A 21,935-nucleotide genomic window follows, 5' to 3' on the forward strand; every position below is an offset into this window, starting at 1 on the left:
CCGCATTTTACGAAGCGGGATAACCCGTTAGTCGGTGATAACGTTCAGCTTAACGTCAATGTTGCCGCGCGTGGCGTTGGAGTACGGGCAGACGATGTGCGCTTTCTGCACCAGTTCTTCGGCTTCTGCACGGTCCATGCCCGGCAGATGGATATCCAGCTGCGCTTCGATACCAAAACCGGTCGGCAGCGGCCCAATCCCCACCTGACCTTCGATAAAGGCTTCCTGCGGCACTTTCTTTTTCTCCTGAGAGGCGACATGTTTCAGCGCACCCAGGAAGCAGGCAGAGTAGCCCGCCGCGAAGAGCTGTTCCGGGTTGGTCACCTGACCGCCCTGGCCGCCCATCTCTTTCGGCACGCCCAGTTTCACGTCCAGCACGCCGTCATCGGAAGTCGCACGGCCATCACGGCCGCCAGTCGCTTTCGCTTTTGCGCGATAAACCACTTTTTCTAAGGACATCTTGTTCTCCTTTGTGTTGGCAATCACAGCTAGTAAGCATAGAACGTCTGAGCGAACTGGGGAGAAAGTGAGAACATTCGGGGGAAAAGCGCCGCCGCAGAAAGCGACGGCGAAGCGACAATCCGGCATCAGGCGCGGGCGTGTTCCCAGGATTCGCGGCGCGGCTGGCGAATAGTGGTGGAGATAGCCAGCGAGACAATCAGCAGCGCGAAGATAACGCAGAAGGTGACGTAAAAGCCGCCGAACAGCGAGGCGATAATAGACCCGCAGATGCTGCCGATCCCAAAGCCCAGATAAATCACGCCATAGTTTTTCGCAAGATTGTTAAGGCCGAAGAAATCGCTGACCAGCGACGGATAGACCGTAATGGTACCGCCGAAGTTAAACGCCACGCAGGCGATGGCGGCAAAAAAGGTCATTTCATTGAGCGGCGCGAAGAGCAGCGCGGCCATGCCGACCAGCGACACCACCTGCCCGAACGTAATCACGCGGATGCGCGGCATTTTATCGGAGAGAATGCCGAGCACCAGGCGGCCCGTCAGGTTCGCGATGGAAATCACGGTGACGGCGTTGGCGGCGGTGGCGGCGTCGAGGCGCACCATGCCCTGGGCGATATCTTTCGCCACGCCAATCACATACAAACCGCTCATGCAGGCGGTCAGGAACATCAGCGCCAGCATCCAGTACTGCGGTTTACGCATCGATTCGGCGAGGCTGTAATCGCCTTCGCCAGCGCTGTTGCCGGTACGCGCAGGCTGATTCGGCGCGTCTTTCATCAGCAGCGCGCCGCCGATGATCATCACCATCACCATGCCGCCCCAGATAATGAATGTGCGCTCAAGCCCGACGGACGCCAGCAGATGACTGTCGATAAATTTAAAACCGAGGCTGCCAAGACCATACGCGCCGATTGAAAACGCGGAGATAAGCCCTTTACGCTCCGGGAACCACTTTACGCAGTTAGAGAGCGTCAGCAGATAACCGGCGCCGTCCGCGAGCCCCACCAGCAGGCCAGCGCTCAGCCAGAGCATCATCAGGTTGCTGGCGTGGGACGTTAACACCAGCCCTAACCCCAGCAGCACGCCAGAGGCGATCGTCACGCGTTTAACGCCGAAACGCTCCTGCAATTTCCCGGCGACCGATGATGACAGCGCCAGTCCCAGGCTCAGCAGCCCGAAGGAAAACGCCACCTGGCTGACCGGCTCGTCGAGTTTCTGCGACAGGGCGCCGTTAAACAGGCTCCAGGTATACACCGAGCCCAGCGCGAACTGGGTAACAATGGTGCCCACCAGGGTGAGCCACCGGGTACGCTGTTGAATGGAGGTATTCATGGTTGTTGTCCCACTGATAAGAAGAAAGCTTCACTACCTGCAACGATAGCGAAGCCCCTACTTTTTCGGGGGAAAACGGCATGAGATGCCGCAGGCGCGGAATGAACTGCCGCTGCGAAGGCATGGATGGCCTTGAACGGGCGCGAATGACGCGCCCTAAAATGTCGCGCTGACGCCGAGGTTGTACATTTGCGCGTCGTTTTCGCTAAGCCGCCCTTCCGCCTGCGAGAACGACGCCCATGCCGCGAGATGCTTGTTAATCGGCATATCCGCGCCGAACGAGACATCCATCCACGAGCCGTACTGGCTACCGGGCAGCAGCGGCTGCATATTCCACAGAGGATCGCCGTGCTGCTGGTTATAGCTCACCTGCGCCCACGGACGGACAGCGCCGAGACGCGAATCAAGCCGCCAGCCCAGCGAGCCGACGCTCGCATGCCAGTACGCGTCGTCCGTGCTGACGCCGTTCTCCTGCAAAGGGAGGCCGCTTGCTTCACGCCGCCAGCCCGCCACCGGGCGCGCGACCACGGGCAACGGCCATGACAGACTCAGGCCTGCGGGCATTACAGACATCGCCGCCTCGTCGCGCTGCGTCTGCGCCACGCGCTCGGCCAGGATCTCGTCATAACTCGGTGTGCGATCGCTATCCCACGTATAACGTTCAGAGGTGTTACTTTGTGGGTCAACAGCGATATATTCCTGTTGCCAGGCGTGCGCCGCCTGCGTAAAAACCAGAGACCACAACAGCACCGCCGCGCGTCGCAACGCATGGCGTCCAGAGATAGTTATCATCATCAAGCGACTCCAGAAGAGAGCCGGTTCCGGCAGTTTTTATTGACGTTATTAGCGGATGGGCGAGTAACCCTGAATTAACTATTGTCTCTTTATTCGCAACGTCAAGCCGCTTCGGAAAATCGCCAGGGTGTTTATTACAATGAGGGAATGCAGGATGGAACGTTGCGGATGGGTCACCCAGGACCCGCTTTATCTCGCCTACCATGACGAAGAGTGGGGCGAACCTCAGAAAGACAACCACAAGCTGTTTGAAATGATCTGTCTCGAAGGCCAGCAGGCGGGCCTGTCATGGATAACCGTACTCAAAAAACGCGCGCACTACCGCCGCTGTTTCCACGGGTTCGATCCCCATGCCGTGGCGCAGATGGGGCCGGAAGAAATCGACGCGCTGGTGCTTGAGCCGGGCATTATTCGCCATCGCGGCAAAATCGAGGCGATTATCGCTAACGCGCGGGCGTATCTCGCCATGCAGGCGCAGGGCGAAGATTTTTCAGCGTTTGTCTGGTCGTTCGTGGGCGGCGAGCCAAAAGTGAATTCCCCACAGACGCTCGCGCAGGTGCCGGTAACAACGCCGGAGGCGCAGGCGCTCTCAAAAGCATTGAAAAAACGCGGCTTTAAGTTTGTCGGCCCGACGATTTGTTACTCTTTTATGCAGGCCTGCGGGCTGGTGAACGATCATCTCACTGGCTGCGGCTGCCACCCGGAGAATCACCCGTGATCCGCGCGCAGCGGCCTTCTGACCGCGAATCTATCCTGACGCTGTGGCTTGCCAGCACCACCGCCGGGCATCCGTTCATTCAGCCTGACTACTGGCGCGCCAGCCTGCCGATAGTGCGCGATGTCTATCTGCCCGGCGCCTGTACGTGGGTGGAGGAAAACGACGGCGCGTTGCGCGGGTTTATCAGCGTTATGCATGAAAATTTTATCGGCGCACTGTTCGTGGCGCCTGATTGCGAGGGACAAGGCATCGGCACCGCGCTGCTGACGCAGGTGCAGTCGCAGTACGATACCCTGAATCTTGAGGTCTATCAGAAAAACACCCGGGCGGTGAATTTCTATCACGCCCGGGGTTTCCGTATTGAAGAGAGCGCGTGGCAGGAAGAGACCGGCCACCCGACCTGGATTATGCGCTGGCAGGCGGATCAAACGCCGTAACGTCCGGCGCGGGCCCGCTGTACTTCTCCACGCGCACCAGCGACGAGTTCGCCGCGCAGCCGTTGCCAAGCCGGGACGTGGGGATATCGCGCGTCAGCACGTTCACCGCGCCGTTTTTGCAAAGCCCCTGCTGGCCCCAGTCGAAATCAGGCCATGCGCCCTGATGCAGGCAAATCACGCCCGGCTTAATGCCCTCCGTCACCACGGCGCCTGCCAGCACCTGGCCGCGCGCGTTCCACACCCGCACCAGATCGCCGTGGGCGATGCCGCGTTTACGGGCATCGTCCGGGTGCAGCGTCACCGGCTCACGCCCGGCTACCGCGTAGCGCTCGCGAAGCGTGGAATAGTTAAGCTGGCTGTGCAGGCGGTGCGCCGGGTGCGACGAGAGCAGTTGCAGCTCGTCCGGCTGCGCGTTGCCGTGCCACTCGTCCGGCTCAAGCCAGGTCGGGTGCGGCGGGCAGTCGGCATAGCCGAAGCGGGCAATGCGCTCTGAGTAGATCTCGATTTTACCGCTCGGCGTGCTGAGCGGGTTGGCCGCCGGATCGTCGCGAAACGCGCCAAAGCGAACAAATTCGGCGTTTTTCGGGTTCTCCGGCATCTCGATTATCTCATTCGCTGCCCAGAAATCGGCGAAATCCGGCAGCGTTACCTGCTGCGCCGCGCCGCGCTCGCGGGCGATGTTATAGAAGGTTTCCAGCCACTCCAGCTCGCTTTTGCCTTCGGTGAAACGCACCTGTCCGCCGGCTTCCCAGCGCTCCGACAGCTCGGCGAAAATATCGAAGTCATTACGCGCTTCATACTGCGGCGGCACGACCTGTTTCATCGGCACCATATGCTGGTTGCTGTAGTCGCCGGTCATGGTCATGTCATTGCGCTCGAATGACGTGGTCACCGGCAGCACGATATCGGCGTGCCTGGCCGCCGCCGTCCAGAAGCATTCCGAAATCACCACCAGCTCTGGCTTCTGCCACGCCTTAATCAGGCGGTGCGTCTCCTGATGATGCGTAAAGTTGGCGCCGCCCGCCCACCAGATAAAACGAATATCCGGGAAAATGCGCTGCTGACCATTGTGCGGGTATTCGCCGCCAGGGTTTTCCAGCGCCTCGACAATGCGCGCCACCGGGATTTTATCGACGGCATCAATGCCGCCTTCCACACTGCCCTGCATCGAGGCCAGCACAGCCGCGCGGCGCGTCGGGTTGCCGCCGTTGGCGAAGTGATAAGAGAGCCCGAAACCGCCGCCCGGCAGGCCAATCTGGCCAAGCATGGCCGCGAGCGTCACCAGCATCCAGTGTTTCTGCTCGCCATACTGCTGGCGCTGCATGCCCCAGCCCGCCATCAGTATGGTGCGGTTCTGGCTGAACAGGCGGGCCAGCTCGCGGATAGTGGTCGCGTCGACGCCGCAAATCGCTGCCGCCCAGTCGGCGTCTTTCGGCGTGCCGTCGCGCTCGCCGGTCAGGTAGGCCGCAAACTGCGCATAGCCGTGCGTGCAGGCGTTGAGGAAGTCGTTATCCTGCCAGCCGTTTTCCACCAGCGTATGGGCGATGCCGAGCATCAGCGCCACGTCGGTGCCCATGTGCGGGGCTATCCATTCCATGCGCTCGCCAAAGAAATCGGCGGTTTCCGGGCGCATCGGGTTGATGCAGATAAGCTTTTTACCGCTCTCTTTGAGCTTCTCGAAATAGCCGATGCCTTGTTCGTCAGAGGCGTTCCAGGCGATTTTCAGCGTATTGAGCGGGTTGGCGCTCCACAGCACCACCACGTCGCTGTGCTCCAGCACCAGCGGCCAGCTGGTCTGCTGCTGATAGACTTCGTTGCCGCCCACCACGTAGGGCATGATCACCTGCGCGGCGCCCGTTGAGTAATCGCCCAGATGGCCGGTGTAGCCGCCCGCGAGACTCATGTAGCGTTGCAGGAGCGTGGCGGCTTTATGCAGCACGCCGTTGGAGCGCCAGCCGTAGGAGCCGGCGAAAATCGACGACGGGCCATAGCTTTCACGAATGCGCCGGTGCTGCTGGTCAATCAGGCGCAGCGCGTCATCCCAGCTGATACGCACGAACTCATCCTGCCCGCGCACGCCCTGCGGGCGGTCCGGCGAGGCGAGAAACCCCTTACGCGCCATCGGGTAGCGCACGCGCGCTTTGCTATGCACCTGGTCCGGGACGGCGGTTTGCAGCGAGTTCGGGTGGCGCGTCGGCAGCGCGCCCTGAGAGGACAAAACGGTTTCACCGTCGGTCTCGACAACCATTGGCCCCCAGTGGGCGGCGGTAACGATGCGTTTTAAAGCAGATGGGTTAGCCAAAACGGGCTCCTGACTGGCGTTTGCAGATGAGGCGGCGTGAGTATGGCTACTTTGTCGCCGCTCGATTCGTTATGGATAAAAAATCAGAACACTTCCCGGAATTTTCATCACATTCCCCCGTCATAATCAACCTCCGCCACTCCAGGCGAACCAGAATTAAATTGAATAAGGATATGCGATGAAAAAACGCATCATTTTTGTCGCCGCTATCGTCAGCGGCGCACTGGCCCTTTCAGGCTGCACCACGAATCCCTACACCGGCGAACGCGAAGCGGGTAAATCAGGCATTGGCGCGGGCATTGGCTCGCTGGTCGGCGCGGGCGTCGGCGTGCTTTCTTCCTCGAAAAAGGATCGCGGCAAAGGCGCGCTGATTGGCGCGGCGGCGGGCGCGGCGCTCGGCGGCGGCGTGGGTTACTACATGGACGTGCAGGAAGCGAAACTGCGCCAGAAAATGCAGGGCACCGGCGTGAGCGTCACCCGCAGCGGCGATAACATCATCCTGAATATGCCGAATAACGTGACCTTCGACAGCAGCCAGGCGAACCTGAAACCGGCGGGCGCCAACACCCTGACCGGCGTGGCGATGGTCCTGAAAGAGTACCCGAAAACCGCGGTGAACGTGGTGGGCTACACCGACAGCACCGGCGGACAGGCGCTGAACATGAAGCTGTCGCAGCAGCGCGCGGAAAGCGTCGCCAGCGCGCTCATCACCCAGGGCGTGGCCGCTAACCGCATCCGCACCAGCGGCATGGGCCCGGCGAACCCGGTTGCCAGCAACAGCACCGAAGAGGGTAAAGCGCAGAACCGTCGCGTGGAAATCACGCTGAGTCCGTTACAGTAACGGGCGATTGCCTCATCGGGCGCGATCCCGATGAGGCAGCATCAGGCTTTAGTGATGCAACATCTCCTCCACCACCTGCGCTTTGCTTAACTGGTACGGATAGTAGGTCGGCCAGTTATCCATCTCTTTCAGCAGCGCCTCATGCGAGGTATTGCCCATAAAAATGTGGTAATGCGCGGACTTGCGCGGCGCGATGGTGTGATCGCTGAACTGCACGAATTTCGGCGCTTTTGACGCGCTGTCGGTGCACTCAAACAGGTAGCGCACGCCCTTCTTGCCGGAGGCGTACTGCAAAATCTTAAACCCGTTATATTTATACGCGCAGGCATTCACAGTTTGCCCGACGTGAAACTCCATCACGTTGTTTTCAATGCCAATCATCTCAACATCCGTGGCATACCCTTTTTGGTAGTAGGCGCGATATTCCTCCACGGTTTTACCGGCTGCTTTCGCTTTTTTCGCCAGCACCGGATCGAGATCGCCATTAAGAAGGTACGGATAAATCGACTGCCAGACGCCGTCCCAGTCGCTAAGCTCGCGGTCTTTGACGTCGCTGTCGTTAAATACCCCTTCGCTGGCCTGCCGCTCCGCCTCGGTCAACGGCTTGCCGTGATGATGCCCGTGCGCCGCGCTTTGAGCGCTTGCCAGCAGCAGCCCCATTCCCAGTAATAAGGCTAACTTCTTCATTTCTGTCACTCTCCTGTGTACGCGTTAGTCATCAATTGATACGTTATAACATAATTAAAAACAGCGCCACACATTGAGACAGGGAAAAGATTACGGGCGACGATAATGCCCGTCAGGCAAACGTCTGCTTTACGACAGCCACCGAAATAATCTAATAATAAAAACAGTCACCTGCCCCACCGGCGTTTAAGCCTGAGAAGGAAGCCTCATGACCATCAAAGCCTCACGCCCGACCATCAGCGACGTCGCCCGCGCCGCGAAAACCGGTAAAACCAGCGTTTCCCGCTATCTGAACGGCGAAAAACACCTGCTTTCAGGGGATCTGCTGGCGCGCATCGAGCAGGCGATAGCCCAGCTCGATTACCGTCCTAACCAGATGGCGCGCGGCCTGAAGCGGGGGCGCACCCGGTTAATCGGCCTTATCATCGCCGATATCACTAACCCCTATTCGGTCAATGTATTAAGCGGCATAGAGGCCGCCTGTCGGGAGAAAGGCTTTACGCCGCTGGTCTGTAACACCAATAACGAGCTCGACCAGGAGCTACATTATCTGGATCTCCTGCGCAGCTATCAGGTGGAAGGCATCGTGGTGAACGCGGTCGGCATGCGCGAAGAGGGGCTGAACCGGCTGCAACAGTCGGCGCTGCCGATGGTGCTCATCGACCGTAAAATCCCGGATTTCGCCTGCGACGTAGTGGGGCTCGATAACACCCAGGCGGCCACCACCGCCACGGAGCACCTCATCGAACAGGGTTTTGAGGCGCTGCTGTTTTTAAGCGAGCCACTCGGAACGGTCAACACCCGCCGCGAGCGCCTGACCGCCTTTCGCGCCACCGCCGCCCGGTATTCCGGCGTCGTCGCCGAAAACGCTGAAACGCCGTTACACGAGGCCGATCGTCTCGATAATACCCTGCGCCACTTCCACACCCGTTTTCGCGGAATGCGCAAAGCGGTGATCTCCGCCAACGGCGCGCTGACGCTTCAGGTGGCGCGCTCGCTCAAACGCATCGGGCTTAACTGGGGCGCCGATATCGGCCTGCTCGGCTTTGACGAGCTGGAGTGGGCGGAACTGGCGGGGGTGGGCATTACGACGCTCAAACAGCCCACCTGGCAGATTGGCTACGCCGCGCTGGAGCAAGTCGTGAAGCGTATCGAAGGCCAGTCGCAGGCGGTGCGGGAGCAGGTTTTCTCCGGTGAACTGATCGTGCGCGGCTCGACGGCGCGCTGAACGACGGTTCGTGACCCCGATCATAAATTCGCCATCCTGGACTTCTCTTTGGAACCGGTTCCATCTAGCGTATTAACTATGTTATGCAGATGTAATCACTCCGGAGAAATCAATGGAGAGAGAAATTATCGTCGTCACCGCCGCTTACGGTATCGACAAAATCAAAGCCCTCGGCGGCCAGCAGGCCGTGCTGCCGATCATCGCCGGCGCGGGCGCCGACGGCGTGGAGATCCGCCGCGAGCTGCTCGATCCCGCAGAGATCGACGCCCTGCCCGCGCTGGCGCAGGCCATTGCAGATCACCATTTGAAGGCCTGTTATTCCGCGCCCGAGCCGCTGTTTGAACACGACGGCAAAATCAATGCCCGCCTGCCTTCGCTGCTGGCCGAAGCCCATGAACTTAATGCCCGCTGGCTGAAACTCTCGCTCGGGCACTTCAGTCATCCACACCAGGCGGAACCGCTCGCCGGGCTGCTGGCGCTTAGCGACGTCGCGCTGGTCGTGGAAAACGATCAGACCGACTGCGGGCGTCTTGAACCGATGCGCCGTTTCCTCGCCGCCAGCAAAACGCTCAATCTCCCCATTCGTCTGACCTTCGACATGGCCAACTGGCTGTGGGTGGACGATGCGCCGGAAGAGGCCGCCCGCGCGCTTCGCACAGGCGTCAGCTATATCCATGTCAAAGCCGCCACCGCGCACCACTACCACTATCGCGCCATCGCACTGGATGACGCCGGGCCGCGCTGGCGTACGCTGCTGGAGATGCTGCCGCCGGACGCGCCGCGCGGCATTGAGTTTCCGCTGGAAGGGCGCGATTTGACCGCCGTGACCCGTCATTACGTCAACCTGCTGCGCGAGGAGTGAACATGGAACAGCCACTGGATGTGATTACCATCGGCGAAGCGATGGCGATGTTTGTCGCGACCGAGCCCGGCGACCTGGCGCAGGTGGAGCATTTTTTTAAACGCGTCGCGGGGGCGGAGCTGAATGTCGCCACCGGCCTGGCGCGCCTCGGTCTCAACGTGAGCTGGGTAAGCCGCGTCGGCAACGATTCGTTTGGCCGCTTCGTGCTGAGCCAGCTTGAAAAAGAAGGCATCGCTACGCGCGGCGTGACGATCGACGACCGTTATCCAACCGGTTTTCAGATGAAATCGAAGGTTGTCGATGGAACCGATCCCAGCGTGGAGTATTTCCGCAAAGGCTCCGCCGCGAGCCATCTGAGCGGCGAAGATTTTAACGCGCCGCTGTTTTACAGCGCCCGTCACCTGCATCTGAGCGGTGTGGCGGCGGCGCTTTCCGCGACGTCGTATGAACTTCTGGATCACGCCGCGCGCGCCATGAAAACCCAGGGCAAGACGATCTCCTTCGATCCGAACCTGCGCCCGGTGCTGTGGAAAAGCGAGGCGGAGATGACAGAGAAACTCAACCAGCTCGCCTGTATGGCGGACTGGGTGCTGCCGGGCCTGAAAGAGGGCCAGATCCTGACCGGCCAGCAGAGCCCGGAAGGTATTGCCGATTTCTACCTGACGCGCGGTGTGAAAGCGGTCGTTATCAAAACGGGTGCCGATGGCGCCTGGTATCAGAGCGCCAGCGGCGAGCAGGGTACGGTGGCGGCCGTGAAAGTCGAAAACGTGGTCGATACGGTGGGTGCGGGCGATGGGTTTGCGGTAGGCGTGATAAGCGCGCTGCTGGAAGGCAAAACGCTGCACCAGGCGGCGACCCGCGGTAACAAGATTGGCGCGCTGGCGATCCAGGTGCAGGGCGACAGTGAAGGGCTACCGACCCGCGAACAACTGGGCGAGTAGTCTTCCTCGCCCCAGTCCTATTCTTAAAGAAAAGCCCGGTGGTTTCAGGGAGATTTATAACAAGACAAGGTTTTTACGCCTTTCCCCGCCGGGAAAAGCACAGGGTGAAGGGTAAAACCTGACCCCGAACAAACAGTATGAACAGCTTCCGTCGTCCCCTACACCGACGAGACGCATCCACCTCAACCATAGAGGGAATACGATGAAAAGTCCGACTAACGCTCCAAAACGCTGGTGGTACATCATGCCGGTCGTGTTTATCACGTACAGCCTGGCGTACCTCGATCGCGCAAACTTCAGTTTCGCCTCAGCGGCCGGTATCAATGACGATCTCGGCATTACCAAAGGCATCTCGTCGCTGCTCGGCGCCCTGTTCTTTCTCGGCTACTTCTTTTTCCAGATCCCCGGCGCCATTTATGCCGAGCGCCGCAGCGTGCGTAAGCTCATTTTCATCTGCCTTATTCTCTGGGGCGGCTGCGCCTCGCTGACCGGCGTGGTCAGTAATATCCCGATGCTGGCGGCGATCCGCTTTATCCTTGGCGTGGTGGAAGCCGCCGTGATGCCCGCCATGCTGATTTACATCAGTAACTGGTTTACGAAGTCGGAACGCTCGCGCGCCAACACGTTCCTGATCCTGGGTAATCCGGCCACGGTGCTGTGGATGTCGGTGGTTTCCGGCTACCTCATCCAGGCGTTCGGCTGGCGTGAAATGTTCATCTTCGAAGGTATTCCGGCGGTTATCTGGGCCTTCTGCTGGTGGGCGCTGGTGAAAGATAAACCGTCGCAGGTGAAGTGGCTGGCGGATGACGAAAAAGCGGCGCTCCAGGCGCAACTGAATAAAGAGCAGGAAGGTATCAAAGCGGTACGCAATTACGGCGAAGCCTTTCGCTCGCGCAACGTTATCCTGCTGTGCGCGCAATATTTCGCATGGAGCATCGGCGTTTATGGCTTTGTGCTGTGGCTGCCGTCAATCATCCGCAGCGGCAGCGAAAATATGGGGATGGTAGAAGTGGGCTGGCTCTCCGCCGTACCGTACCTGGCCGCGACCATCGCCATGATTATCGTCTCCTGGGCTTCCGATAAAATGCAGAACCGCAAACTGTTCGTCTGGCCGCTGCTGTTGATTGGCGGGCTGGCATTTATCGGCTCCTGGGCGCTCGGCGCGAACCACTTCTGGCTCTCTTACACCCTGCTAGTGATTGCCGGCGCGGCGATGTACGCCCCGTATGGCCCGTTCTTTGCGATTATCCCGGAGATGCTGCCGAAGAACGTGGCGGGCGGCGCGATGGCGCTTATCAACAGCATGGGCGCGCTCGGCTCGTTTGTCGGTTCGTGGGTGGTCGGCTATCTCAACGGCGCGACCGGCAACCCGTCCGCCTCGTACATTTTTATGGGGGTGGCGCTTTTCGCCTCCGTGTGGCTCACTTTGATAGTCAAACCGACCACCAACCAGCAACTGCCGGTGGGGGCGCGCCACGCGTAACGCCCGGCGGGCGGCGTGATGCCGTCCGCTTGTCTATTCTTTCTCTTTTGTTCAACGCTGGAGACCTGCATGAAGCCGTCCATCATTCTCTACAAATCCCTGCCCGATGATTTGCTTGCCCGCCTGGAGAGCCACTTTAACGTGACCCGCGTGTCAGACCTGAGCCCGGAGACCGTCACAGCTCACGCCAGCGCATTTAGCGAGGCGCAAGGGCTGCTGGGTTCGAGTGAAAAAGTGGACGCCGCGCTGCTCGAGAAAATGCCCGCGCTTCGCGCGGCCTCGACGGTTTCTGTGGGGTATGACAATTTCGACGTGGACGCGCTGAGCGCGAAAAAGATAGCGCTGATGCACACGCCTACCGTGCTGACCGAAACGGTCGCTGATACGCTGATGACGCTGGTGCTGACGACCGCGCGCCGCGCGCTGGAAGTGGCCGAGCGGGTCAAAGCGGGCGAATGGACCGGCAGCATTGGCCCGGACTGGTTCGGTTGCGACGTCCACCACAAAACGCTGGGCATCGTCGGCATGGGCCGCATTGGCCTGGCGCTGGCGCAGCGCGCGCATTTCGGCTTTAACATGCCGATTCTCTACAACGCGCGCCGTCATCACAGCGAGGCGGAAACGCGCTTCAACGCGCGCTACTGCGATCTGGATACCCTGCTCGCCGAATCCGATTTCGTCTGCATCATTCTGCCGCTGACCGACGAGACGCATCACATGATTGGCGAAGAGCAGTTCCGCAAAATGAAAAAATCCGCGATTTTCATCAACGCGGGTCGCGGCCCAGTGGTGGACGAAAATGCGCTAATCGCCGCCCTGCAAAGCGGCGAGATCCACGCGGCAGGACTGGATGTATTTGAACAGGAGCCGCTGGCGAAAGACTCTCCGCTGCTGACGCTGAAGAACGTGGTGGCGCTGCCGCATATCGGCTCCGCCACCCACGAGACGCGCTATAACATGGCCGCCTGCGCGGTGGATAATCTTATCAACGCGCTCAATGGCGACGTGTCGCAAAACTGTGTGAATCCGCAAGCGGTTAAATAAAAAACCACCTCTTCTGGAGGTGGTTCAGGGATGACAATAAAAAACGGCTCGTCAGAGCCGTTTTTTTTCACTGCATCGCGTTGGTCGCGGCGGTGTAAGCCTGGGTGAAGGCTTTATGTTGCTCGGCGAGCGGACCTATCAGCGCGTTATACTGGCTGGCCTGCTGCGAGGTCGGGAACTGAATGCCATTGGCCGCAAAGCCCACCTGCGTGCCCTGCTGCGCGATAAAATCGCCCACCTGCACCAGCTGCTGCGTGAACGTCTGCGCGGCCGGGATCAGCGGTTGCAGCGCATTGGCCGGGCCGGTCACCACTTTTTCATAGGCTTTATCAAATACCGGCTTCAGATCATCCGCCTGCTTCAGCGACGCGTGAGAACTGTCCGCCTGCATTTTCGCGTTCTGCAACTGCTGGCTCATCACACCCAGCGAGCCGTTGGCCTGGCGCAGCGCTTCACGCTGGGTCATATAATCCTGCGGTACGCGAATGCTATTTACGCTATCCACTACCGGGCGGATACCGGCGTCCATCGCCTGGTTCACCTGCTGAGAGTAGCTGTAAAGGATGGCATAGTCGGAAACAAACGGACCGAACTGTTTTTTCTGATCGGCGGTCAGCGTTGGCAGACGTTCGCCGCTACGCATCACCGTGTTTTGCAGAAAATCGACGAACGCTTTGCGCTGGTCGCCCTCTTTATCAAAACACCCGCTCAGGCTGAATACCATTAACAACGCCGCCAGCGGCGCGAACCAGCGAGAGCAGGACTTACCTGTCGCCATTTTTTTGCTCCTTTCACTCATCAACGCGCACACCACTGCCAGTGTGCTTCAACGCCCACAAGGATAGTTCAGACGCGTCGCGCAGGATACCCTTTATTGCGCTGCAAAAGCGATTATGCGAAAGGCGATGCGCCGTACGTAAAAAAGGGCCGCCAGCCTGCGCTGACGACCCTTAATAAAGACGCTCGCAACCCTACCAACACACAGCCTCACCAGGCCTGAAAAGGCGGGGTTTCCCCCGCCCTCCAGACGCTACTTACCGGATTCGTAAGCCAGAAACGCAGCGGCCTCCCGATATCTGTCCTTATAACGAATTTCGCACAGCGATTTTCGTATAAGGAGCGTGAATATTAATAGTGTGATACAGACGATTAATACGCACCAGATAAGCGCATTTCGCGGTAGTTTCATCAGCTTCTTTTCCTTGTCTTGCGACGGGTAAGAGGCTAATCTGCATATGTTTGGTATGGAGACAGCCTCGTTGGTTAATGAAAATTGACCTTCGGGGCTTTCTTCTTTCTGCCATCCGCCATAGCGGTAACACTGCCGGTTGCCGGAGGCAAAAAGCCTCAAGCGCCGGGGTCATTCTACGCCGCCTTTTTAACCTGCCAGAACGTGATTCGGTGCTTTTCAGAAACCGACATGGGCGCTTTCCCAGAAGCAGCCGGGCGCCGTGTAGGCGAGCGTCTGAACAGTGCTATGCGCGTTCTGAAATGCCTGGCACATCCTGTGATCCTTCACAGGCTACAGGATCGCACGGGGATCTTTTACAAAACTATACTTTCCTGAGATTAATCCTAATATCAAAGCGTTATCACGCTATATTCCACCATCGAACGGCCAACACCGGCGCTCGCCAGTCAACAAGCGCAAAATCTTTGATTACGCTGCCCGCGGTTTGGTTTTTTCCGAACTATGATTAAGAAGCTTCTTAGACGTTCACGATCCCGCTGTGTGATTAGGAGTCCAAAATGGAATCTAAAGACCCTATGTTTGAGTTGCTCAGCAGCCTCGAACAAATTGTATTAAAAAAAGATGCCTCCGAAACGGTTACCCTGGCGCAGAAACCCAGCGTATTTACAGAATTTGAACTGTTACGCAAAAGAACGGGCCTGAAAACTGATGATTTGGCTCGTGTGATGGGTGTCAGTGTCGCAATGGTTCAGGAGTGGGAGTCCCGCCGTGTGAAACCCTCCAGCACCGAACTGAAGCTGATGCGCCTGATTCAGGCGAATCCCATGCTCAGTAAACAACTCATGGAATGAAACGCTAGCCAGCAGTACACTTTTTTTCGCAAACAAAACGCCCCCGCACATGCGGGGGCGTTGCTTTTCAGAATACATTCGGGTGCGTGCAGGCCAACCCGCCCTCCTGACCAGTGGGTGGGGGATCGCTCCCCCATCCAAAGGCTACTTCCCTGGTTCGTAAGCAAGGATTGCCCGTATTTCCCGGCTTCCCTCTTTAATAGTGAATTCACATAAGCGATCACGCATTATTAAGGCGAAACACAGCGCCGTAATACAAAGCGCTACTATGCTTAAAAAAGCATATCGGGATTTTATTGGCATAATTGCCTCCTTATAAGGAAGAGGCTACAATCAGGCTGTTGGGTACTGATTGCAGCCTCCCCCGAGGTTAAATGGAATTAACTAAGGGGGGCATTCATCTGACCAGCCTTTGCATCATGCCCAAGCCAGCCAGCCTGAGCACCCGCGCGCTATATTATCCGCAACCTGAACATTAATAATTACGTGAATACGTAATAAGCCCGTGCTTTTTGCTTTTCATTAATAAAATAAGAATTCAACGTAGCGAAATCCGCTATAAAAAAACCCGCCAGCGGCGGGTTTTTATTATTAACGGAACACGTTACTGGAGCAGGGAAATATCCGCTACTTGCAGGAACAGCTCACGTAATTTAGACAGCAGCGTCAGACGATTAATACGCACCTGGGCATCGTCCGCGTTAACCATGACTTTCTCGAAGAACTCATCCACCGGCTCGCGCAGTTGCGCCAGCTCGACCAGCGCTTCCTGGTAGCGGCCTTCCGCGAACAGCGGTTGCAGCTTGTCGCGCATCACGGCAACCTGCAGCGCCAGACGAATTTCCGGATCTTCTTTCAGCACCGACGCATGAACTTCATCGTTCAGCGGCTCGTTGGCCTTCGCAAGAATATTGGAAACGCGTTTGTTCGCCGCGGCCAGCGCTACTGCTTCATCCAGCGTACGGAAGTGCGATACCGCCTTCATGCGGGCATCGAAATCCGCCGGGCGGGTCGGACGATTCGCCAGTACCGCCTGAATGGTGTCGACGCTATAGCCTTCGTCCTGATACCAGGCGCGGAAGCGGCCCAGCATAAAGTCCACAACATCATCCACCACTTTGGCGTTGGTCAGCTTGCTGCCGTAAAGGCGCACGGCTTCTTCCGTCAGGGTTTGCAGATCGAGCGGCAGGTTTTTCTCAACGATAATACGCAGCGCGCCAAGGGCGGCACGGCGCAGCGCGAACGGGTCTTTATCGCCTTTCGGATGCTGACCGATGCCGAAAATCCCGGCAAGGGTATCCATCTTATCGGCAATCGCCACGGCGCAGGCCACCAGGCTGGATGGCAGCGCATCGCCCGCAAAACGCGGCATGTACTGCTCGTTCAGCGCAACCGCAACGTCTTCAGATTCGCCGTCATGACGCGCGTAGTGCATCCCCATGACGCCCTGGGTGTCGGTGAACTCAAACACCATGTTGGTCATCAGATCGCATTTGGAGAGCAGGCCCGCGCGCGTCGCGTGGTTCACATCCGCGCCGATCTGACTCGCAATCCATCCGGATAGCGCCTGAATGCGATCGGTTTTGTCGCGCAGCGTGCCGAGCTGCTGCTGGAACAGCACGGTTTCAAGACGCGGCAGATGATCTTCCAGACGTTTTTTACGGTCGGTGTTGAAGAAGAACTCCGCATCCGCCAGACGCGGGCGCACGACTTTTTCGTTACCGGAGATAATCTGGTGCGGATCTCTGGACTCAATGTTTGCCACAAAGATAAAGTTCGGCAGCAGCTTACCGTCGGTGCCGTAAACCGGGAAATATTTCTGGTCGCCTTTCATGGTGTAGACCAGCGCTTCCGCCGGCACCGCCAGGAATTTCTCTTCGAATTTCGCGGTCAATACCACCGGCCATTCCACGAGCGAGGTGACTTCTTCAAGCAGGCTGTCGCTCAGATCGGCATTGCCGCCGATTTTAGCCGCTGCCGCTTCGGCGTCTTGCTGAATTTTGGCTTTACGCGCGTTGTAGTCAGCGATGACTTTGCCGCGCTCCAGCAGGATTTGCGGGTACTGATCGGCATGGTCGATAGTGAATTCCGGCTCACCCATAAAACGGTGGCCGCGGATCACGCGATCGGACTGGATGCCGAGAATGGTAGCCGGGAGCACTTCATCATCCAGCAGCAGCGTCACGGTATGAACCGGGCGCACAAACTGCACGTCAGACGCGCCCCAGCGCATCAGTTTCGGAATAGGCAATTTAGACAGCGCGGTGCTCACCATGCTCGGCAGCAGCGCCTGCGCGCTTTCGCCTTTCACATGAGCGCGATACATCAGCCACTCGCCTTTATCAGTCACCAGACGCTCCGCCTGATCGACCGTAATGCCGCAGCCGCGCGCCCAGCCTTCCGCCGCTTTGCTCGGGTTGCCCTCGGCGTCAAACGCCGCAGAGACCGCCGGGCCGCGTTTTTCAACTTCGCGGTCCGGCTGGGAAGCCGCGAGGCTCGCCACTTTCAGCGCCAGACGGCGCGGCGCCGCAAACCAGCTCACCACGCCGTGGGTCAGGCCCGCAGCGTCCAGCTCAGCGGTAAAGTTCGCAGCGAAGGATTCCGCCAGGCTGCGCAGGGCTTTTGGTGGCAGCTCTTCAGTGCCAATCTCCACCAGAAAAGTTTTCTCAGACATGGCAGCCTCTTATTTATTTCTGTTGCACATCGGGAAGCCCAGCGCCTCGCGGGAGGCGTAGTAGGCTTCGGCCACGGCTTTGGTCAGCGTGCGGATACGCAGAATGTAGCGCTGGCGCTCGGTTACCGAGATAGCCTTGCGCGCGTCCAGCAGGTTGAAGCTGTGGGCGGCTTTCAGAATACGTTCATAAGCAGGCAGCGGCAGCGGGTTTTCCAGCGCCAGCAGCTGTTGGGCTTCTTTTTCGTACTGCTCAAAGCAGGTAAACAGGAAGTCCACGTCGGCGTATTCGAAGTTATAGGTGGATTGCTCCACTTCGTTCTGATGGAACACGTCGCCGTAAGTGGTTTTGCCAAGCGGGCCATCGCTCCAGACCAGGTCGTAAACGCTGTCCACGCCCTGAATGTACATGGCGAGACGCTCAAGGCCGTAAGTGATTTCACCGGTCACCGGCTTGCACTCCAGGCCGCCGACCTGCTGGAAGTAAGTGAACTGCGTTACTTCCATACCGTTCAGCCACACTTCCCAGCCGAGACCCCAGGCGCCGAGCGTCGGGTTTTCCCAGTTGTCTTCGACGAAGCGAATATCATGAATGGTCGGGTCCATACCCAGCTCTTTAAGCGACCCCAGGTACAGCTCCTGAATATTGTCCGGCGACGGCTTGATGATCACCTGGAACTGGTAGTAGTGCTGTAAACGGTTGGGGTTCTCGCCGTAGCGGCCATCGGTCGGGCGGCGGGAAGGCTGAACATAAGCGGCCGCGATCGGCTCCGGGCCCAGCGCCCGCAGGCAAGTCATCGGGTGGGAGGTGCCGGCGCCGACTTCCATGTCCAGAGGTTGAACGATGGTGCAGCCCTGACGAGCCCAGTAATCCTGTAAGGTCAGGATCAGGCCCTGAAAGGTCCTGGTATCAAACTTTTGCATATGATTTCGCACGCGATACGAGTGGGTTTATTTGGAAGCGGTCAGTATACCCGTTGACCGCCAGATATACAGCCTCAATCCACGACCAAAAGCGGGCGGTTGACGCGTGGTTGCGCCATTAGCGCATTGAAAGGTGTAAAAATCGACCATCCGCGTCGAAAGAACAGGTAAAGCCTTCTTCGCGCGCTGTATAGCCGCGCATTTCATAGCTTCCCTGAAACGCGTCGAAACTGTTGACGGTGATTTTCTGCGCGGCGGTATTGTAGCGGCGGGCGGCGTTCTCTTTACAACTCTGCTCCATTTCCAGTGAATGGGGCGCGCTGGCACGGCCTTTTTGCGCATGCTGCGGGTGCGCGTCTTCGTGACTGCAACCCGCGAGCGCGCCTGCGAAAAGCACCAGCCCAAGCGTGTGGGGCAACAGCCTCGTCATAGTCTGTTATCTCCATGTTAAAATGACGACCAAAGCGCGGGTGACCGCAGCGGAAAACGGGCGTGCATTCTGCGAAACCATCCCCTGACTGACAATAGACCGCCCTGAAACTCAGATTGTTCCGTGGTGCAGGATCCAGAATCAGGAAGTCACACTGCTGATAATTAAAGATGGTACAGAGGAACCGATGCAGCAAAAAATTCACTGGATAGACAATCTGCGCGCGATAGCCTGCCTGATGGTCATCATGATCCACACGACGACCTGGTACATTACCAACCCTTCGCTGGTCAGCCCGGTTAACTGGGAGTTCGCCAACCTGCTCAACTCCGCATCACGCGTCAGCGTGCCGCTGTTTTTTATGATTTCAGGGTATCTGTTTTTCGGCGAACGCAGCGCCGGACAGCGCCATTTTCTGCGCATCGCGCTCTGCCTCGCCTTTTACAGCGCCGTGGCGCTTGTCTACATCACGCTGCTGACGCCAATCAATGAGAAGCTCTCTCTTAAGCTATTGTTGCAGAAGCCTGTTTTCTACCATTTATGGTTTTTCTTCGCCATTATCGTCATTTACCTGCTGTCGCCGTTAATTAGCGTTAAGCGCATCGATGGCCGGACGGCACTGGCGCTCATCGTGCTGCTGGGCGTGGTGGCGAACCCCAATACCGTGGCGCAAAAATTTCACGGCGTGCAGTGGCTGCCGGTGAATCTCTATATTAACGGCGATACGTTTTATTACGTGTTGTACGGGCTGATGGGCCGCGCGATCGGAATGATGGAGACAGCGCAGCGCCCGGTGAGCCTGGTGGCGGGCATTGTGCTGGCGGTCAGCACCGTATCGATCGCGAGCGGCACTCACCAGGCGCTGGAAAGCCACGGCAACTTCGCTGATACCTTCTATCTTTACTGCGGCCCGCTGGTGCTGATTGCCGCGTTAAGCCTGCTGGTGCTGGCGAAAAACATGCTCAATCGCGAGCTTGCGCCGCTCGCGTTTATTGCGCGTTATTCGCTCGGTATTTATGGCTTCCATGCGCTAATCATCCACTTTTTGCGCACGCGTCATCTGGAGTTCACGGCATGGCCGGTGCTGGATATCGCCTGGATTTTCAGTATGACGCTGGCGGGCAGCCTGGCGCTGGCCGCGCTGTTGCAACGCGTCGACCGGCGTCGTCTGGTTAGTTAACGGCGCGCGTGCGGGCGCGCTGGAGCTGCCGGGCCGACGAAAACCCGGCGGCCAGCGCCGCCTGCTCCGCGCCCTGCCCCTGCAATAAACACTGGCTGGCGAACGCCACGCGTAGTTGTTCAAGATAATCGCGAACGCTTATTCCCAGGTGTTCCTTAAAAAGCCGCGTGAGATGGCGCGGGCTGACATGAACTCGCCCGGCAATCTCCGTCAGACTCCATGCCGCCTGTGGGTTGGCGGCCAGTAAATCCTGAGCGCGATGCACGGCGGGGTGTAAATGATTTCGGTAACGCAGCCAGGGCGAGAGCTGCGGATCGTCGCCGGAGCGGCGAAACCAGACCACCATTTCGCGCGCCACGTCGAGCGCTGCGCGCGGCCCGCTGAGGCGATGGATCAGGTGCAGGCTTAAATCGATACCGGAAGTAATGCCCGCGCTGGTCCAGATGCCGCGATCTTCCACAAAAATGCGGTTATCGCGCACCAGCGCGCCGGGGGCGGCGGCTTTAAGGCGGGCCAGCACGTCATGGTGTGTAGTGCACTCAACGCCATGCAGCAGACCCGCTTTTGCCGCCAGCAGCGAGCCTGAACAGACGCAGATAAGCGTAAGTTGCTGGCTGTGGATCAGCGGCTGAAGCCGCATCAGCCAGTTGCGGGCGGCCAGCGCCTGTGGCGTATTAAACCAGCGGCTGGAATCAGCGACACCTGGCAGGACGAGCAGGCTGCCTGGCGGCAGTGTTTCCGGCAACGGCGCGATACCCGCCACCTGTAAGCCGGTCGACATCATGACACGCGCTTCAGGCCCGATATAGTTCAGGCTGAAGGCGTCGCCCGCGAGCGCGAACGTCTCCGCCGGGCCCGTTAAATCGAGCGCCATGACGCCAGGCAACACCACAAACCAGACAGGAATGGTCATCCCAAAGACTCCAGACATTGCGCCACGCTGCTAATCACCGCAAAACGCCCGGCCAGTACCGTTTCGGTACGATGGCGCAACGCGTCCACATCCAGCGTCACGCCTTTCCAGGTCATCGGGAACGTCAGCGTCGCTTCACTGACAAACGTCACCCGATACCCCAGGTCAGAGGCGACCCGCGTTGTGGTTTCGCAGCACTGTTCGGTACGGATACCGCAGATAATCAGATGGTTAATATCTCGTTGACGCAGCCATAAATCCAGCCCGGTATCGGTAAACGCGTTATGGACATGTTTGTGGAACGTGGCCGCAGCGCGATGGCGCAGGAAAGGCATCGGCGCCACAAAGCCGGACGCAAGCGTAAACATCTCGTCTTCATCGACATGAAAAACATCGACAATCGGGACGCTGCGCGCTTCGCAGCCAGCGATAAGCGTATTGATAGCCTCGCAAAACGCCGGGAAATCATCTTCACGCCAATAGCTGCGGTGAAAGAAGGATTGCTGAGTATCGATGTTGATAAGGGCGGTACGCGTCATTTCAGGACACCTGTCTGAGTGGGGGAGAACCCTATTCTTACAGGCATGCGTGACGCCGGGCAGACCAGAAAAGGACAAAAACCGGGTGTTTCAGGACGGCTTTCTGA

Annotated in this window: 23 protein-coding genes and 1 pseudogene; 10 read left to right on the top strand and 14 right to left on the bottom strand. The window is 58.5% G+C overall.

Annotated features, from left to right (window positions below):
* Positions 1-27: 27 nt before the first annotated feature.
* From AACV31_RS18400 to AACV31_RS18410, 3 genes are all read right to left on the bottom strand, one after another.
* Positions 28-459, bottom strand: a complete 432-nt coding sequence (locus AACV31_RS18400) for an organic hydroperoxide resistance protein (protein ID WP_007703048.1) — start codon at positions 457-459, stop codon at positions 28-30.
* Between the two features lie 128 nt (positions 460-587).
* Positions 588-1,790, bottom strand: coding sequence for an L-lactate MFS transporter (locus tag AACV31_RS18405; RefSeq protein WP_075197187.1), 1,203 nt, complete (start codon positions 1,788-1,790; stop codon positions 588-590).
* A 156-nt stretch (positions 1,791-1,946) separates the two neighbouring features.
* Positions 1,947-2,585 (bottom strand): lipase, encoded by a 639-nt coding sequence (locus AACV31_RS18410; protein WP_165155147.1) that lies wholly within the window; start codon positions 2,583-2,585, stop codon positions 1,947-1,949.
* Between the two features lie 154 nt (positions 2,586-2,739).
* On the opposite strand from AACV31_RS18410, the gene AACV31_RS18415 reads away from it, so the two are divergent.
* Together AACV31_RS18415 and AACV31_RS18420 are read left to right on the top strand one after the other, a co-directional pair.
* Positions 2,740-3,303 (top strand): DNA-3-methyladenine glycosylase I, encoded by a 564-nt coding sequence (locus AACV31_RS18415; RefSeq protein WP_075197189.1) that lies wholly within the window; start codon positions 2,740-2,742, stop codon positions 3,301-3,303.
* Entirely contained in the window at positions 3,300-3,740 is a 441-nt protein-coding gene (locus tag AACV31_RS18420) for an N-acetyltransferase (protein WP_161589839.1), read from the top strand. Before AACV31_RS18415 ends, AACV31_RS18420 begins: the two co-directional genes overlap by 4 nt.
* Here AACV31_RS18420 and AACV31_RS18425 read toward each other — a convergent pair.
* A complete protein-coding gene (locus AACV31_RS18425; protein ID WP_165155145.1) occupies positions 3,709-6,042 on the bottom strand; it encodes a molybdopterin guanine dinucleotide-containing S/N-oxide reductase in 2,334 nt (777 codons plus the stop codon). The genes AACV31_RS18420 and AACV31_RS18425 overlap by 32 nt on opposite strands.
* Positions 6,043-6,220: 178 nt before the next feature.
* Here AACV31_RS18425 and AACV31_RS18430 point away from each other — a divergent pair, with 178 nt between their 5' ends.
* Complete coding sequence (locus AACV31_RS18430; protein WP_015742874.1) at positions 6,221-6,883, top strand: OmpA family lipoprotein; 663 nt, start codon at positions 6,221-6,223, stop codon at positions 6,881-6,883.
* 48 nt (positions 6,884-6,931) lie between these two features.
* Here the strand turns inward: AACV31_RS18430 and zinT are convergent, their stop codons facing one another.
* Complete coding sequence (gene zinT, locus AACV31_RS18435) at positions 6,932-7,570, bottom strand: metal-binding protein ZinT (RefSeq protein ID WP_075197191.1); 639 nt, start codon at positions 7,568-7,570, stop codon at positions 6,932-6,934.
* Positions 7,571-7,778: 208 nt separating this feature from the next.
* On the opposite strand from zinT, the gene AACV31_RS18440 reads away from it, so the two are divergent.
* The 5 genes from AACV31_RS18440 (at position 7,779) to ghrB (ending at position 13,128) form a co-directional block, all read left to right on the top strand.
* Positions 7,779-8,798 carry a LacI family DNA-binding transcriptional regulator gene (locus AACV31_RS18440; RefSeq protein ID WP_165155143.1) on the top strand — a complete coding sequence of 340 codons (1,020 nt, stop codon included), beginning with the start codon at positions 7,779-7,781 and terminating at the stop codon, positions 8,796-8,798.
* A gap of 112 nt (positions 8,799-8,910) precedes the next feature.
* Positions 8,911-9,660 (top strand): sugar phosphate isomerase/epimerase family protein, encoded by a 750-nt coding sequence (locus tag AACV31_RS18445; protein ID WP_165155141.1) that lies wholly within the window; start codon positions 8,911-8,913, stop codon positions 9,658-9,660.
* Positions 9,661-9,662: 2 nt separating this feature from the next.
* On the top strand, positions 9,663-10,601 hold the full coding sequence (locus AACV31_RS18450; protein WP_041924044.1) for a sugar kinase: 939 nt from the start codon (positions 9,663-9,665) through the stop codon (positions 10,599-10,601).
* A 202-nt stretch (positions 10,602-10,803) separates the two neighbouring features.
* Positions 10,804-12,084: an MFS transporter gene (locus AACV31_RS18455; RefSeq protein WP_007765356.1), complete on the top strand. Its 1,281-nt coding sequence runs from the start codon at positions 10,804-10,806 to the stop codon at positions 12,082-12,084.
* 69 nt (positions 12,085-12,153) lie between these two features.
* On the top strand, positions 12,154-13,128 hold the full coding sequence (gene ghrB, locus AACV31_RS18460) for a glyoxylate/hydroxypyruvate reductase GhrB (protein WP_165155139.1): 975 nt from the start codon (positions 12,154-12,156) through the stop codon (positions 13,126-13,128).
* Positions 13,129-13,195: 67 nt separating this feature from the next.
* Here the strand turns inward: ghrB and AACV31_RS18465 are convergent, their stop codons facing one another.
* From AACV31_RS18465 to AACV31_RS18475, 3 genes and pseudogenes are all read right to left on the bottom strand, one after another.
* The gene (locus AACV31_RS18465; protein ID WP_007765358.1) at positions 13,196-13,906 is read right to left on the bottom strand and encodes a DUF3053 domain-containing protein; all 711 of its coding nucleotides are present in this window, start codon (positions 13,904-13,906) and stop codon (positions 13,196-13,198) included.
* A 252-nt stretch (positions 13,907-14,158) separates the two neighbouring features.
* Complete coding sequence (locus AACV31_RS18470; protein WP_038858649.1) at positions 14,159-14,317, bottom strand: type I toxin-antitoxin system Hok family toxin; 159 nt, start codon at positions 14,315-14,317, stop codon at positions 14,159-14,161.
* Positions 14,277-14,492: pseudogene (locus AACV31_RS18475) on the bottom strand (DUF5431 family protein); the annotation flags it as partial. The pseudogene AACV31_RS18475 and the gene AACV31_RS18470, both read right to left, overlap by 41 nt.
* A gap of 385 nt (positions 14,493-14,877) precedes the next feature.
* Between AACV31_RS18475 and AACV31_RS18480 the strand changes: the two are divergent.
* Entirely contained in the window at positions 14,878-15,171 is a 294-nt protein-coding gene (locus tag AACV31_RS18480) for an HTH-type transcriptional regulator (protein WP_015742884.1), read from the top strand.
* Between the two features lie 144 nt (positions 15,172-15,315).
* Here AACV31_RS18480 and AACV31_RS18485 read toward each other — a convergent pair whose 3' ends face one another.
* From AACV31_RS18485 to AACV31_RS18500, 4 genes are all read right to left on the bottom strand, one after another.
* Entirely contained in the window at positions 15,316-15,474 is a 159-nt protein-coding gene (locus AACV31_RS18485) for a Hok/Gef family protein (protein WP_105538198.1), read from the bottom strand.
* Between the two features lie 301 nt (positions 15,475-15,775).
* On the bottom strand, positions 15,776-17,845 hold the full coding sequence (glyS, locus tag AACV31_RS18490; protein WP_165155137.1) for a glycine--tRNA ligase subunit beta: 2,070 nt from the start codon (positions 17,843-17,845) through the stop codon (positions 15,776-15,778).
* Between the two features lie 9 nt (positions 17,846-17,854).
* Positions 17,855-18,766, bottom strand: a complete 912-nt coding sequence (glyQ, locus tag AACV31_RS18495; protein ID WP_004387598.1) for a glycine--tRNA ligase subunit alpha — start codon at positions 18,764-18,766, stop codon at positions 17,855-17,857.
* 118 nt (positions 18,767-18,884) lie between these two features.
* Positions 18,885-19,196: a YsaB family lipoprotein gene (locus AACV31_RS18500; RefSeq protein WP_165155135.1), complete on the bottom strand. Its 312-nt coding sequence runs from the start codon at positions 19,194-19,196 to the stop codon at positions 18,885-18,887.
* A 187-nt stretch (positions 19,197-19,383) separates the two neighbouring features.
* On the opposite strand from AACV31_RS18500, the gene AACV31_RS18505 reads away from it, so the two are divergent.
* Complete coding sequence (locus AACV31_RS18505) at positions 19,384-20,376, top strand: acyltransferase (protein ID WP_165155133.1); 993 nt, start codon at positions 19,384-19,386, stop codon at positions 20,374-20,376.
* On the opposite strand, the gene AACV31_RS18510 is transcribed toward AACV31_RS18505, so the two are convergent.
* Entirely contained in the window at positions 20,369-21,289 is a 921-nt protein-coding gene (locus AACV31_RS18510) for a GlxA family transcriptional regulator (RefSeq protein WP_075197199.1), read from the bottom strand. The two genes, AACV31_RS18505 and AACV31_RS18510, sit on opposite strands and share 8 nt — an antisense overlap.
* Positions 21,286-21,828 carry an isochorismatase family protein gene (locus AACV31_RS18515; protein ID WP_165155131.1) on the bottom strand — a complete coding sequence of 181 codons (543 nt, stop codon included), beginning with the start codon at positions 21,826-21,828 and terminating at the stop codon, positions 21,286-21,288. Before AACV31_RS18515 ends, AACV31_RS18510 begins: the two co-directional genes overlap by 4 nt.
* Positions 21,829-21,935 lie beyond the last annotated feature (107 nt).

The organism is Cronobacter sp. EKM101R (genome assembly GCF_963888145.1).
Taxonomy (GTDB): domain Bacteria; phylum Pseudomonadota; class Gammaproteobacteria; order Enterobacterales; family Enterobacteriaceae; genus Cronobacter; species Cronobacter turicensis.